This is a genomic window from Agromyces litoreus (assembly GCF_040496015.1).
Classification (GTDB): Bacteria; Actinomycetota; Actinomycetes; order Actinomycetales; family Microbacteriaceae; genus Agromyces; species Agromyces litoreus.
The window spans coordinates 128,286-142,573 of sequence record NZ_JBEPKA010000003.1 but is presented as its reverse complement, the minus strand read 5'-3'; the positions used below and the strand labels follow the sequence as shown (position 1 = coordinate 142,573).

The following is a 14,288-nucleotide window of genomic DNA, read 5'->3' as shown; positions in this document are numbered from 1 at the left end:
TCACCGAGCGCGCCGCGACCCCGTCCGGCGCATCGTCACGGCGAGGTAGCCGCCCAGCGAGCCGATGACGCCGAGCCCGGTGCCGACCATGACGCCCTCCCACGACCGCCATCGGCGCTCGCTCGCGACCAGGCTGCCGACGCCGGTGATGAACGCGGCGCTGATCATCCCGGCCACGAGGCGATTCCCGATCCGCTCCGCCCTGCCCATCAGCGGCTCCAGTTCCGCCGCGCGGAGGTGCACCTGGATGCCGCCCTCATCTGCGTGCTCGAGCAGCCGCCGGAGTGTTCCCGGCATGTCGAGCGCCAGCTCGCCGAGGTCGGCGGTCGCCCGCGCGATGCGCGTGGCGAGCACGATCGCGCTCAGTCGCTCGCGCGCCAGTCGCTGCGCGTACGGGCGCAGGGTCTCGCCGAGCCGGAACTCCGGGTCGAGTCGCAGGGCGAGGCCCTCGATGACCAGCAGCGCCTTGAACAGGAGTGCCATCTCCCGCGGCAGCCGAAGCCGATGCCGGCGCAGGATGCCGAAGAGCTCGGCGATCATGCGGGCGAACGGCGTGTCGCGGAGCGAATCGAGCCGGTACCGCGAGAGGAAGTCGGAGAGGTCGTCCTGCAGGAGCTCGCGGTCGACGCCCGCGGAGGTCGGCGACAGGTCGATCAGCGCCGACGCGAGTCGCTCCGGGTCGCCGCGCACGAGCGCGACGAAGAGCGCGCCGAGGTGGTCGCGCAGCGACGCGTCGATCTCGCCGACCATGCCGAAGTCGATCAGCGCGATCGTGCCGTCGGGCTCGACGAAGAGGTTGCCGGGGTGCGGGTCCGCGTGGAAGAAGCGATCCTCGAACGTCATCTTGAGGACGATCTCGGCCCCGCGGCGCGCGACCCGCTTCCGGTCGACGCCGGCCGCATCGAGCGCCGCCGCGTCGCCGACGTTGAGTCCCGTCATGCGCTCGAGGGTGAGCACGCGCGAGGTCGTGTAGTCCCAGTACACGCGCGGGATGGCGACATCCGGCTCGAACGCGAAGTCCTCGGCGAACCGCTCGGCGTTCCGGCCCTCCTGCAGGTAGTCGAGCTCGGCGAGCAGTGTCTGCCCGAACTCCTCGGCGAGCCCGCGCGCGTCGTGGTCCCGGGCGAGGCTCCACGTCCGGCTCGCCCGCTCGGCGAGGTTGCGCAGGATCTCGAGGTCCTGCTGCACCTGCGCGACGGCGCCGGGCCGGCGCACCTTGACGACGACGCGGGTCCCGTCGTCGAGCCTCGCCGCATGCGCCTGGCCGATCGAAGCAGAGGCCAGCGGCACGTCCTCGAAGTCGGCGAACAGCTCGTCGGCGTCCGCGCCGAGCTCGCTCCGGATCACGGCCCGCACGTGCTCGACCGGCACGGGCGGCGCGGCGTCCTGCAACTTCGCGAGCTCGTCGGCGTACGCCGGCGGCACCAGGTCGGAGCGCGTGGAGAGCAGCTGCCCGAGCTTGATGAACGTCGGTCCGAGTTCCTCGAACGCGAGCCTCAGGTGCTCGGGCGGCGCGACGATGCCGCCGGAAGCGCGCTCGTCGCCCGGTGCCGCACGGCGGAGCCCGGGACGGCGGCCCGCCCCGACCACCCCGGCGAGCAGGCCGAGGCCGTGCCGGCGCAGGACCGTCGCGATCTCGCGGTACCGCGCGCGGTGCCGCGAGTCGGTCGATCCGCTGCTCAGAACTTCGACCCCAGCGCCTTCGCCTTGATCGCCTCGAACTCGCCGTCGGTGATGACGCCCTGCTCGCGCAGCGCCTGCGCCTTCGCGATCTCCTCGGCGGGATTCGCGAAGGAGATCTCGCGGTACTCCTCCGCCGTGCGGTGCTCGTACTCGACCTGCTTGCGCTGCGATCGCTCCGCCATGCCCTGGCCGCGCGCGATGAGGTACACGAGTCCGGTGATCCACGGCAGGAAGACGAGGAAGATGAGCCAGACGGCCTTCCACCAGCCGTTCAGCGAGTGGTCGCGGAAGATGTCGATCACGATGAAGATCAGGACCATCAGGTACGCGATGTAGGCGAAGGTCCAGAAGAAGAACCAGATCCAGTTCCAGAGGTCCACGGGCAATCCCTTCGTCGGGCGTCGCTGACGCCTCACACGGTACCCGGGACGACCCTGCCGGGACGGTCTTTGGTCCCGGGCCGGGATCGGCGTGTCGGCCGCAGGGATCAGACCCGGATGACGCCCATCATGCCGAGGTCCTCATGGTCGAGGATGTGGCAGTGGTAGACCGTGCGCCCGGTGATCCCCTCGAACGCGATGCGGACCACGACCCGGCCGGCGGCCGGCACCGGCACCACGTCGCGGCGGTCCACGCCCTCGACCGGCGCCCCGTCGACCTCGACCAGCTGCATGGGCCAGACGTGCAGGTGGAACGGATGGTCCATGGTGCTCGTGTTCACGATCGTCCACTCCTCGACGGCACCCGCTGCCGGCTCGAGGTCGATCCGCCCCTCCGCGAACGTGCGCCCGTCGATCGTGAACGCCATGCCCTGGCCCATCCCCCCGCCGGCGCCGCCCATCGCGAGCGTGAGGGTCCGACGGCCGGTCACCGCCTCCTCGCGCAGGTCGCGCGGTGGCGCCGTGGGCCCGGGCACCGGTGCGGCGGATGCCGCGGCATCCCCCCGCACGACGAACCGCGCGAGGTCGGCGCCGACGGTCGCGCTGCGCGGCGCACCCATCGCGCCCATGCCGCCCCGGTCGAACGGCATCGTGCGCAGCACAGCGTCCGCCCCCGCCGTCGCGTCGACCAGCACGTCGGCGCGGTTGCCGGGGAGGAGGACGAGCTCGTCGACGTCGCGTGGCGCGGCGTCGCGGCCGGCGTCGATGCCGAGCCGTCGCATCCGCTGCCCGTCCAGGCGCAGGCGCAGGTACCGCGAGGTGCAGGCGTTCACGATCCGCCACCGCTCGCGTTCCCCCGACGTGGCCACCATGGTGGGCTGCAGCTGCCCGTTCACGAGCACGAGGTCGCCCTCGCGACCGAGCATCCGGTCGAATCGGGTCGCCGTCGCGAGGTCGCCGTTCGCGTCGAACGAGATGTCGGCGATGACGAGCACCCGCTCGCGGTCGACCGGGAGGGGGTCCGGCTCCTCGACCACGATGGCGCCGTACAGGCCGGCGAACAGCTGCTCCGCGGTGGTGCCGTGGTGGTGCGGGTGGTACCAGAACACGCCGGGCGGGTGCTCGTCACCCAGCTCGTACGCGTAGTCGAACGCACCGCCGGACGGGATCATCACGAAGACGTTGTCCGAGTTCCCCTCGGGCGAGACCTCCAGGCCGTGCGTGTGCAGGTTGGTGGCGGCGTCGAGCTCGTTCCTGAGCCGGAGCGCGATGCGGTCGCCGGGACGGACCCGCAGCGTGGGACCCGGCATGCCGCCCTCGAACCCGAGCACGCGCACCGAGCGCCCGTCGATCGTCACGGTCGTCGCCGCCGCGGTGAGCTCGAGGTCGAGTCGTCCATCCGTGCTCGCACGCACCTCAGGCTCCCGGAACGTCTCCACGACGGACCCGTCGGCCGCCTCTCCGGACGGCTCCGCCCCGTCCGTCCCGACGGGTGCCGCCGGGTCCGGCCCCGAGTCGCGCGTCGAGGTCCACCACGCGAGGCCGCCCGCGCCGACGGCGACGACGCCGACCGCCGCGGCGCCCGCGGCGAGGACGGTTCGACGACTGGGGCCGGACGACGCGTCGGTCTCCGGCCGCGACCGGTCGTCCGGGTCGTCCGCACTGTGCTCGGGCATACCCCGAGGGTATCCGCGCGGCCGTCGGCGGATCCGGGACCTTCTGCCTCCCGGCCGCGCGCGTCAGTCGCCGAGGGCCGCGAACAGGTCGTAGACCATGAACGCGGGCCAGAACAGGCCCTGCACGATCGCCCAGACGTACTCCCAGAACGCATCGGCCTGCTGCCAGAAGTACACCCACGCGCCGAGGATCCCGAGTCCGTAGATCGCGCCGCCGCCCGCGACGCCCGCGTTCCCACCGCTGCTCATCCCGCACCTCCGTCCACCCGAAGGTAGGCCCCGGCGCCCGCCCGTCGGGGGCCGAACGGCCCGCCTCGGCGCGGCCCGCGCGGCGAGGCTGGTGACGGGCCGAACCGCGCCTGCACCGGATCGGCGCGGCGCCCGGCGAGGAGGGTGGACGACATGACCCGCACGTACGTCGTGACCGGATCGGCCAGCGGCATCGGGAAGGCGACGAGCGAACTGCTCGTCGAGCGCGGGCACCGCGTGGTCGGCGTGGACCTGCACGACGCCGACGTCACCGTCGACCTGTCGACTCCGACCGGACGGGCGGACCTCGTCACCGGCGTCGCCGACGCGACCGGCGGAGTCGTCGACGCCGTCATCGCCAACGCCGGGCTGGCCGCGCCGATCGCCGCGACCGCCGCGGTCAACTACTTCGGCACGTTGGCCACGCTCGAGGGCCTCCGGCCACTGCTCGCGGGATCGACCGCGCCGCGTGCCGTCGCGACGACGTCGATGGCCTCCCTCTTCCCGCCCGATGACGCCCTGCTCGACGCCTTCCTCGCCGGCGACGAACCGGCCGCGACGGCCCGTGCCCGCGAACTCGAGGCGGGGCCGCCGGAGCAGGCGAACCTCATCTACGGCACCGCGAAGCGTGCGCTCGCACGCTGGATCAGGCGAGCCGCCCCGTCCGCCGACTGGGCCGGAGCGGGCATCCCGCTCAACGCGATCGCCCCGGGCGTGGTCGAGACGCCGATGACGGCGGCGTTCACCGGGACCGAGGAGGCGCGCCGCGCCATCCTCGAGACCGTCCCGATGCCGTTGAACGGCATCTTCGGGCCTCGGGACGCCGGGTACCTGCTCGCGTGGCTGACGAGCGAGGAGAACGCGCACCTCTGCGGCCAGGTCGTCTTCATCGACGGGGGCTCGGATGCGGTCATCCGCGGCGACACGACCTGGTGAGCGTCAGCCGTCGCGACCGCCGACGGATCCGGGCGCGTCGTCCCCTCCCCCGTCGGCGTCGTCATCCCACCGCGTGCCCTCGAGGTCGCCGCGCAGCGTCCCGGTGATCTCGTCGACGGCAGCGCCGACCGTGGGCGCGATCCGGTCGGGTTCGAACCGGTCGGCGACGCCGTAGCGACGGAGGTCGTCGAGCACGGGGTCCTTCATCTCCGCGATCACGAGCCGGATGTCGCGAGCCGCGAGCCACTCGTCGAGCTCGACGAGCTCGTCGACCGCGGTCGTGTCGATGTCGGTGATCGGCTCGGCCGCGAGGATCACCGTGCCGATCTCCGACCCGGCCGCCGTCACCCGCGACCGCACGAAGTCGTCGAACAGTCCCCCGTTGGCGAAGAAGAGCGGGGCGTCCCAGCGCACGATCACGATGCCGGGGATCCGCTCGCCCTCGTCGTAGCGGGAGAGGTCGTGGTAGCCGCGGAGCCCGCGCACCCGGCCGAGCTCCGCCCGGTACGGCCGCCACGAGCGGATCACGAACGCGAGCAGGGACAGGCCGATCGTGACCGCGATGCCCGGGATCACGCCGAACGCGAAGACCCCGACGAAGGCCGCGAGCGACAGCGCGGCATCCACGCGGTCCATGCGCAGGAGGCGGATGAACCCGCGGACGTCGAGCAGCCGCACGACCGCGGTGATCACGACCGCGGCGAGCGCCGCCGTCGGCAGGAACGCGGTGACGCCCGGCGCCAGGACGATGAACGCCACGAGCAGCACCGCGCCGACCACCCCGGTGAGCTGCGACTGCGACCCGGCCTGCTCGGCCACGGGGGTCCGCGACGAGGACGCCGAGATGGGGAACCCGCCGAGCGCGCCCGCGGCGAGGTTCGCCCCGCCGATCGCGGCCATCTCGGCGCTGCCGTTCACGGTCTCGCCGCGCCGCGCCGCGAGCGAGCGCGAGAAGACGGCGGTGTCGGTGAACGCCACGAGCGCGATGCCCGCCGCGGGGAGCGCGAGGTCGAGCACGTCGCCCCACTCGAGGCCGCCGAGCGCGGGTGCCGGGAGCCCCGGCGGGAGCGCGCCGACGATGGGGATCCGGCCTTCCTGGCCCGCGAGCGCCGTGATCGCGGTCGCCGCCACGACGGCGACGAGCACGCCCGGCACCGGCGAGCGCAGCGCCGTGAGCCCCCAGATGACCACGAGCGAGCCCACCCCGAACGCGGCCACGAGCAGGTCGATCCCGCCCCCGGTGATCGCGACCCAGATCGCACCGAGCTCCTCGATCGGCGACCCCGACTCCACCTCGAACCCGAGCAGGTCGGGCACCTGCGACACCAGGACGAGCAGCGCGATCGCATTCAGGTAGCCGACCCGGATCGGCTTGGACAGCAGGTCGGTGACGAAGCCCAGCCTGAGGATGCCGCCGAGCAGCAGGATGCCGCCGACCATGAGGGCGAGCAGCCCGGCGAGCGCGACCGCGCGGTCCTGGTCGCCGACGGCGAGCGGCAGGATCGCGGCCCCGATGATCGGCACCAGGGCGGAGTCCGGTCCGAGCACCAGGACCCGGCTGGGCCCGAAGATCGCGTAGGCGAGCAGCGGGACGATCGTGGCGTACAGGCCGGTCTCGGGCGGCAGGCCGGCGACCCGGGCGTAGCCCATCCCGGCGGGGATGAGCAGTGCGGTGACCACGAGGCCCGCGCGCAGGTCGGGGATGAGCCAGTCGCGCCGGTAGTGCATCGCGGTGCGCACGCCCGGCGGCAGCCACCGTGCGAACCGCCCTCCGGCCGTCGACACGACGCGTCCCGGCCTGATCAGTCGGCCCGGGCGGCGCCGACGCCGTCGTCGGGCGCCGAGGTCGCGACGGGTCGCCAGATCGGCGGATGCGGCAGCCGGTTCTCACGGTAGAGGCGGTAGGCGAACGGTGCCCAGACGACCAGCGCCACCCCTGCGCCGACGAGGGCGCCGCCGATCGTGTCCGACAGCCAGTGCGCGCCGAGGTACATCCGGCTGAGCATCATGAGCACGGTGTACACGACCGCGGCCGCCCACACCCAGGTCCGCAGGAAGACGAGCCCGAGGGCCGTGGCGATGAGCGCCGCCGCCGAGCTGTGGCCCGAGGGGAACGAGCCGAAGTCGGGCTCCACGAGGATGTCCTCGGGACGCACCCGGCCGACCAGCACCTTCACGAGCCGGGTCACGCCCGCGCTGGCCGCGGCGGCGATGGCGAAGTACAGCGCGGCCCAGGGCCGGCGCCACAGCAGGAACGCCACCACGATGAGGATCGGGAGCACGACGTTGGAGAGCACGCCGCCACCGACGACGTTCAGCACCTGGGCGAACGCCGTCACCGCCGGCGTCCGCGCCGCAGCGAGGGCCGCAGCGAGGTCGACCTCGAACGGGAACGCCTGTCGCGACTCGGCGACGACGATCACCACGCCCATCGCCACGACGGCGACGAGTGCGATCAGGCCCGCGACGAGCCACGGCCGCCGGCTGACGCGCAGCGGCGTCGGCGCGTGCGGCCGCTTCGACGTGCCGTCGGGCTCACTCGCGCTCATCGCGCCCCCACATCTCGGGGGCGCGGTCCGCCTCGGCGATCTGCTCGGGCGAACCCACTCGGACCGTGCGCCAGGTGTCGACCGCGATCACGAGCCCGAGCACCACCAGCGAGAGGAAGATCGAGCCGAGCGCGTCCGTCGCCCAGTGGTAGCCGAGGTAGATGCGGCACGCCGCCGTGAGCAGCACGATGAACGCCGCCCCGATGAAGGCGAGCGTCGTCACGACCGGCCTCCGGTGGCGCGAGAAGACGAGGTAGGTGCCGATGAACAGGAAGTCGGCGACGCCCATGACGTGCCCGGACGGGAACGAGGACGTCGGGTCGTACCCGAACAGCATCTCGTCGGCCGGCGGGCGATCACGTGAGATCAGCGGCGCGAGCACCTGCACGACGATGACGCCGAGGATCATGCCGCCCGCGAGCAGCAGCGGCCGCCACGCGTGCTTGGCGAAGACGCCCCACGCGACGGTCGTCACGAGGATGATGATCGGCATCGCGATCGGCCCGAAGACGACCGCCAGCACGATCATGAAGGTGGTCAGCCACTGGTCGCGCCCCGATTCCAGCCAGTCCTGGACGGGGGCGTCGATCGCGGAGAGGTCGTCGGCCTCGAGGATCGAGTCGAGCACGACGAAGAACCCGGCGAGCCCGACCACGACGAGCGCGGCCGAGATGACGTAGAGGTTCCGGCGCGTGGTCGCCGACAGGTACCGCTCCTCGACGATGAACCGCTCGTGGAACCGCTTCCACCGTCCGGGTCGCTCGTCCGAGTCGTCCTGCACGGCCGCATCGGACCCGTTCGCGTCCGGTTCACCCACGATGCACCTCCTGTTCGCCGCGTGCGCGGGTCACCACAGTATGCCGCGACCGGCCCGCCCGGCTCTCGGGGTTGCGCTCCGCGTGTCAGGTGTCCCGCTCGACCGGGCCGAGGTCCTCGCGGTGGTCGTCCTCCCCGCCGGCCGGGTAGTCCCCGCGCTCGGGGCGGCGGCTCAGCGCGAGGACGCTGACCGTGAACCCGCCCCAGACGAGGAGGATCGCGATGAGCAGGAAGACGATCGCGGTGCCGGTCATGACCGACCCCCTTCCGTCGGGATGCCGGCATCAGCGCGCGCGCCCGGCTCCGGCAGCGGCGGCCACGGTCGGAACGCGTCGGGGCTTCGGCGCCACGGGATGCCGGTGAGCACGAGCGCGGCGACGATGAAGAAGAGGATCGTGCCCCAGCCCACCACGGCGAGGTACCAGTCGGGATAGCCCTCGTAGCCCTCGACCAGGAGCACCACGATCCGGGAGACGAGCATGTAGCCGAGCACCACGGGTGCGAGCACGCCCGCGAGCACCGTCCAGACGCCGCCGACCCGGAACGTCGAGACCGAGTTCAGGTGGTACCGCAGCTCGGGGCCCTTCCGGAGCACCCAGAAGGTGACGACGCCCGCGAGGATCGCCGAGGCGACGATGCCGATGTTGTTCGCCCAGTTGTCGACCGTGTCGAGCGCGATCAGGCCCGAAGTCGTCGAGAAGAGCAGCACCGAGAGCACCATCGAGACGAGACCCACCCGGGTCGCCGCCTGGCGCGGGGTCAGGCCGAACTTCTCCTGGAACCCAGCGGAGACGACCTGGAGCACCGACAGCAGCGACGTGAAGCCGGCCATGGCGAGCGAGCCGAAGAAGAGGATGCCGAAGATCGGGCCGCCGGGCATCTGCGAGACGATCGCCGGGAAGGTGATGAACGACAGCCCGACGCCGGTGAGGCCCTCGAGCTCGGCCACGTCGACGCCCTGCTGGAACGCGAAGAACCCCAGCGTCGCGAACACGCCGATGCCGGCGAGGATCTCGAACGACGAGTTCGCGAACGCGACGACCAGGCCCGGGGTCGTGAGGTTCGAGCGCCGCTTGCGGTAGGACGCGTAGGTGATCATGATCCCGAACGCGATCGAGAGCGAGAAGAAGATCTGGCTGTAGGCCGCGATCCACACGTTCGGGTCGGCCAGCGCCGAGAAGTCCGGGGTGAACAGCGCGTTGAGCCCGTCGGCCGCGCCGTCGAGGAACAGCGAGCGCACCACGAGCGCGGCGAACGCGACCACGAGCAGCGGCAGGAAGATGACGTTGATGCGCTGCACGCCGCGGGCGACGCCGAACGCGAGCACCACGACCGCGGCGCCCCAGATGAGGACCAGCGGGATGAGGACGCCGGGTACGAACTCGAGCGACAGGCTCGCCTCGCCCACCTGCAGGAAATCGCCGACGAAGAAGCCCGCGGTGTCCTCGCCCCAGCGCAGGTCGAACGAGAACACGAAGTAGCTCACCGCCCACGCGATGACGACGGTGTAGTAGAGCGCGATGACGAAGCAGATCATCACCTGGAACCACCCGAGGCTCTCGAGCCAGCGGAGCCGACCCCCGCCGAGGCGGCGGAACGCCGTGGGCGCCGCGCCGCGGAACCGGTGTCCGAGCGCGTAGTCGAGGAAGAGGATCGGGATGCCCGCGGTCAGCAGGGCCACGAGGTAGGGGATGATGAACGCGCCGCCGCCGTTCTCGTAGGCGACCCCGGGGAAGCGCCAGATGTTGCCGAGGCCCACGGCCGAGCCGATCGCCGCGAGGATGAAGCCGACCTGTCCGGTCCACAACTCGCGCGGCTGCGCCGTCGTGGCCTGACCGCCCTCGGATGTCGACATCGCGCCCCCCGGACCTCGTCGTGTCGGCCATGGCGCCCTCGCGCACGGCCCGATGCCCAGCACGCTACCAAGGCGGCGGTCCGGGCGGCAGCCTTCGGCGCGATCGACCTACTCGGAGTCGGCGGCGTCGAGGCGCCCCGAGGCCACGGCTCGCGAGAAGGCCGCGTAGTCGCGTTCGTTCTGGTCGGCGTAGTCGGCGGCGAACGCGGCGATGGCGCGGTCGAAGCGGTCCGACTTCCCGAGGTACGCCGCGATCGCCACTCGGTCGCCCGCGCGGGCGTGGGCGCGAGCGAGCGTCGCGCCGCAGATCTGGGCGTAGAGCAGCCCGGCCTTCGGCGTCATCACCTCGACGTCGGCAGCACCCTTGCCGTCGGCGAGCTGGCGCAGGTAGAAGTCGCGATCGACGCCGTCGACGCCCGTGACCCGCTGCCAGCCGAGGAAGATGTCGCTCGCCCCCTGCATGAGTCGCTGGCCGCGGACGACCCGCTCGCCGTGGTTGTCGTACCGGCTCGCGGGCAGGAACCGCTCGAGCACCGAGGCCTGCGCCTCCTTGGCCTGCAGGATGAGCGGATCGCGGTCGTCGCGGCCCCGCAGCAGGATGATCCAGGCACGGGTGCCCACGCTCCCGACGCCGACGACCTTGCGCGCCAGGTGCACGTAGTCGTACTCGGCGATCGGATGGCGCGCGAAGGGCAGCGTCGAGCGGTACTCGTGCAGCATCGCGCGCATCAGGCGCTCCTCGTCCGCCCGGGTGATGCCGGCGTCGACGAGGTCCTCGATGGGCACGATCAGCGGCGGGTCGGCGGCGATCCGCATGACGCCGTCCTCCGAGCGCACGAGCTTGCTGAACGCGCGCACGCTGTCCCGACGACGCGCCTTGGCCATCGCGGTGCGGCTGCGCTCGAGGGCCTTGCGCCCGATCCGGTTCGCCTTGCGTTCCCGGGCCAGCCACGCTCGGGCTCCTTCTGCGTCGAGGTGGTCGTACCAGGCGTCCAGCACGCGCGCCTCGGCGGACCCTCGCATCTGGGCCCGGTACGCCGAGACGCATTCGAGCACGATCCGTCGCCGGTCGTCGTCGTCGAACCCGCGGTACCGGCCGGCGATCTCGAAGCTCGCCGCGAGCCGCTTGACGTCCCACTCCCAGGGGCCGGGCAGCGTCTCGTCGAAGTCGTTGACGTCGAACACCTGGTCGCGCTCGGGCGAGGCGAAGAGACCGAAGTTCGACAGGTGCGCGTCGCCGCAGATCTGCGCGGTGATCCCCGACACCGGTGTCCGGGCGAGGTCGGCGGCCATGATGAGTGCCGCACCGCGGTAAAAGGTGAAAGGCGAGACCAGCATCCGGGCGTGCCGGATCGGCACGAGTTCGGGCACTCGGGTCGTCTCCTGCTCCTCGAGCAGCCCGATCGGGTCGGCCCGGTCCTCGGGGGGCGTCCAGCCGGCGTGCGACGATCGCGGCGCCTCGTCGCGCGCCGCGCGGCCGGCCGCCGCGCGTGCCGCGAAGTCGTGGCGAGGAGCGGGCTCGTCGAACTCGACGGTCGGTCCTCCCTCCGACGGTCGGTCGAAGCGGATGGTGGTCATGATCGTTCCCCGCTCTCCTCGGACTCGCGTTCCTCGACCTCGCGTCCCTCGACCTCGTCGGGGATGCGACGCGAGAGCAGCAGCGCCAGCAGGGCCAGGGCGATGAGCCCCACGAAGGCGACGCGCAGTGCGAGCACCTGGGCGTCGCCGTACACCGAGGCCAGCTCGGCCGCCTGGTCGTCGGTGAGCCCCGCCTGGGTGCCGATCTCCGTCACCGTCGAGGCGGGCACCAGGTCGACGCCGTGCTCGGTGGCCTCGTCGATCGCCACCTGCACGTCCTCGGGCAGGTCGCTCTCGGCGACCGTTCCGGCGAACGAGGTGGCGAGCGCACCGATCAGCATCGACCCGATGAGCGCGGTGCCGAGCGACGAGCCGAGGTTCTGGAAGACGCCCTGCAGGCCGCCGACCTCGCTCGACTGCTCGGGGCCGACGCTCGACATGTTCACGTTGCCGAGCTGCGAGGCGAGCAGGCCGAGGGCGGCGCCCGCGATGAACATGCCCGTCGTGAACGCCACCTGCCGCAGCTCCGCATCCACGGAGCCGAGCAGCAGGAACGCCGCGGCGGCGAGCACGACCTGCCCGAGGCGCACGATCCGGCGCGGCGACCACACCCTCGAGAGGCGCGTGCCGGCGAACGAGAAGAAGATGAGCGAGATCGAGAGCGGGAAGATGCGCAGGCCGGTCTGGAGCGCGTCCAGCCCGAGCGTCATCTGCAGGTACACGGGCACCATGAAGAACAGCCCCGCCGTGACGGCGTACTGCGCACCGAGCGACGAGAGGCCGCTGCGCAGTCGGCCGATCCGGAGCAGACGCACGTCGACGAAGGCCTCCCGGCCGGTCTCGAGCAGCCGGCGCTGGCGGTGCGCGAACCAGGCGAGCAGGGCGATGCCGCCGATGATCAGCCAGATCGTGAGCGAGACGCCGAGCGGCGCGAGCTCGACGCCGGCGATCACGGGCACCTGGAGCGGGACGATCCATCCCCAGGTCTTGCTCTGCAGCATCCCGAGCACGATCGCGATCAGCCCCGCCGACGAGAGCAGCACGCTGGGCACGTCGATCCGCAGCGGCACGGGCTCGTGGCGGTCGACGATGCGCCGGGAGAACAGCACGACGATGGCCATCACGACCACCTCGCCGATGAACACGTAGCGCCACGAGGCGTAGGTCGTGAGGAATCCGCCGATGAGCGGCCCCGCCGCCACCGCGGCACCCGAGGCCGCGCCGATCATCGCGTAGGCCGTGACCCGCTGCCGACCCTCGTAGTTGTCGGCGATGAGCGCGGCGATCGCCGGGATCACGAGGACCGCGCCCACGCCCTCGATCACCGACCACCCCGTGAAGAGCACCGCGATGCTCGGGCTGAGCGCGGTCGTGAGCGAGCCGACGCCGTAGATGATCGCGCCGATGACGAACGCGCGCAGGCGGCCCCACAGGTCGCCGAGCTTCGCGCCCACGAGCATGAGCGCGGCCATGGTGAGCGTGTAGAAGGTGATCGCGGCCTGCATCGCGGAGACCGAGGTGCCGAGGTCCTCGACCACCTGCGAGATCGAGACGTTCATCACGGTGCTGTCGAGGACCATGACGAACTGGGCCGCCGACAGTGCGGTCACGACGACCCATCCGGCCTCGCGCGGTCGGGCGGTCGAGGGAGCGCCGGCGGCCCCTCCGCCGGGTTCAGGCCGCGGAGCGGAAGGGCTCATGGTGGTACCCCTCTCGGTCGAGGATCGCGATCGTGGACTCGGGCACCTCGATGAAGGCCCCCGGGAGGTCGTTCAGCGGCTCGGAGACCACGACGTGCGCGTGGTCTCCGAACTGCGCGAGGCGTTCGGCCTCGGGGTACATCTCCCGGATGGTGGGGATGTCGGCCGAGTGGAAGAGCGTGCGGGACCGCCCCTGCGAGGAGTACCGCAGCGCCCAGACGGTGGCACCGTCGGCGACGGCGATCGTCCCCTGCATCGGGAAGAGGATGCCCTGCTCGCGTCCCACGCGCTCGACGTGGTCGATCGCGGCGGTGAGGCCCTTCACGGGATCGTCGACGAGGCCGAAGGTGAGCGCGAGGTGGAACAGCACCTCCGAGTCGGTCGTGCCGAGCACGTGCGGGTAGAGCGAGGGGTCGATCGCGAAGGCGAGCTCGCGTCGGACCTTCCCGAACTCGGCGAGGAATCCGTTGTGCATGAACAGCCAGTTCTCCCAGCGGAACGGATGGCAGTTGGTGCGCTGGATCGGCGGGCCGGCGGCCGCCCGCACATGGCTGAGGAACAGCGGGCTCTCGATCGACCGGGAGAGCTCCCGCAGGTTCTCGTCGTTCCACGCGGGCTCGATGCTCCGGAAGACCGCGGGCACGGACCCCGCCACCGACCCCACCGGGTACCAGCCGATGCCGAAGCCGTCGCCGTTGACGGTCTCGGCACCGAGCGGCGAGTCCAGCGACTGCGCCACGAGCGAGTGGGTGGCATCGAGGATGACCGCGGACGTGCGCAGCGGCTCACCCGAGTAGGCCAACCAGCGGCACATGCGGCCCCTTTCCGGGCCGCGGCAGGGCCGCGGCCACACCGCGAGTCTGCCG

At 72.1% G+C, this 14,288-nt stretch carries 13 protein-coding genes; 1 reads left to right on the top strand and 12 read right to left on the bottom strand.

The window, feature by feature from the left end; translation table 11 throughout:
• The 4 genes from ABME01_RS03700 to ABME01_RS03685 form a co-directional block, all read right to left on the bottom strand.
• Complete coding sequence (locus ABME01_RS03700) at positions 1-1,590, bottom strand: ABC1 kinase family protein (protein WP_353827004.1); 1,590 nt, start codon at positions 1,588-1,590, stop codon at positions 1-3.
• Positions 1,591-1,679: 89 nt separating this feature from the next.
• Positions 1,680-2,003, bottom strand: coding sequence for an SHOCT domain-containing protein (locus tag ABME01_RS03695; RefSeq protein WP_436407395.1), 324 nt, complete (start codon positions 2,001-2,003; stop codon positions 1,680-1,682).
• Between the two features lie 167 nt (positions 2,004-2,170).
• Positions 2,171-3,739, bottom strand: a complete 1,569-nt coding sequence (locus ABME01_RS03690) for a multicopper oxidase family protein (protein WP_353827002.1) — start codon at positions 3,737-3,739, stop codon at positions 2,171-2,173.
• Between the two features lie 63 nt (positions 3,740-3,802).
• Positions 3,803-3,988 carry a hypothetical protein gene (locus ABME01_RS03685; protein WP_353827001.1) on the bottom strand — a complete coding sequence of 62 codons (186 nt, stop codon included), beginning with the start codon at positions 3,986-3,988 and terminating at the stop codon, positions 3,803-3,805.
• A gap of 153 nt (positions 3,989-4,141) precedes the next feature.
• On the opposite strand from ABME01_RS03685, the gene ABME01_RS03680 reads away from it, so the two are divergent.
• Positions 4,142-4,924 (top strand): SDR family oxidoreductase, encoded by a 783-nt coding sequence (locus ABME01_RS03680; RefSeq protein ID WP_353826999.1) that lies wholly within the window; start codon positions 4,142-4,144, stop codon positions 4,922-4,924.
• 3 nt (positions 4,925-4,927) lie between these two features.
• Here ABME01_RS03680 and ABME01_RS03675 read toward each other — a convergent pair whose 3' ends face one another.
• The 8 genes from ABME01_RS03675 to ABME01_RS03640 all read right to left on the bottom strand — a co-directional run bounded on the left by ABME01_RS03675 (position 4,928) and on the right by ABME01_RS03640 (position 14,236).
• Entirely contained in the window at positions 4,928-6,709 is a 1,782-nt protein-coding gene (locus ABME01_RS03675; protein ID WP_353826998.1) for a SulP family inorganic anion transporter, read from the bottom strand.
• Positions 6,710-6,726: 17 nt separating this feature from the next.
• A complete protein-coding gene (locus ABME01_RS03670) occupies positions 6,727-7,473 on the bottom strand; it encodes a phosphatase PAP2 family protein (protein ID WP_353826997.1) in 747 nt (248 codons plus the stop codon).
• Positions 7,460-8,290 carry a phosphatase PAP2 family protein gene (locus tag ABME01_RS03665; RefSeq protein WP_353826996.1) on the bottom strand — a complete coding sequence of 277 codons (831 nt, stop codon included), beginning with the start codon at positions 8,288-8,290 and terminating at the stop codon, positions 7,460-7,462. Before ABME01_RS03665 ends, ABME01_RS03670 begins: the two co-directional genes overlap by 14 nt.
• 85 nt (positions 8,291-8,375) lie before the next feature.
• Positions 8,376-8,543 (bottom strand): methionine/alanine import family NSS transporter small subunit, encoded by a 168-nt coding sequence (locus tag ABME01_RS03660; RefSeq protein WP_353826995.1) that lies wholly within the window; start codon positions 8,541-8,543, stop codon positions 8,376-8,378.
• Positions 8,540-10,144, bottom strand: a complete 1,605-nt coding sequence (locus ABME01_RS03655; protein WP_353826994.1) for a sodium-dependent transporter — start codon at positions 10,142-10,144, stop codon at positions 8,540-8,542. The genes ABME01_RS03660 and ABME01_RS03655 overlap by 4 nt, the downstream gene beginning before the upstream one ends.
• Before the next feature lie 108 nt (positions 10,145-10,252).
• On the bottom strand, positions 10,253-11,722 hold the full coding sequence (locus ABME01_RS03650; RefSeq protein WP_353826993.1) for a DUF2252 domain-containing protein: 1,470 nt from the start codon (positions 11,720-11,722) through the stop codon (positions 10,253-10,255).
• Positions 11,719-13,332 carry an MFS transporter gene (locus tag ABME01_RS03645; RefSeq protein ID WP_353826992.1) on the bottom strand — a complete coding sequence of 538 codons (1,614 nt, stop codon included), beginning with the start codon at positions 13,330-13,332 and terminating at the stop codon, positions 11,719-11,721. Before ABME01_RS03645 ends, ABME01_RS03650 begins: the two co-directional genes overlap by 4 nt.
• A gap of 64 nt (positions 13,333-13,396) precedes the next feature.
• On the bottom strand, positions 13,397-14,236 hold the full coding sequence (locus tag ABME01_RS03640; protein ID WP_353826991.1) for a class II glutamine amidotransferase: 840 nt from the start codon (positions 14,234-14,236) through the stop codon (positions 13,397-13,399).
• Positions 14,237-14,288: the final 52 nt, after the last annotated feature.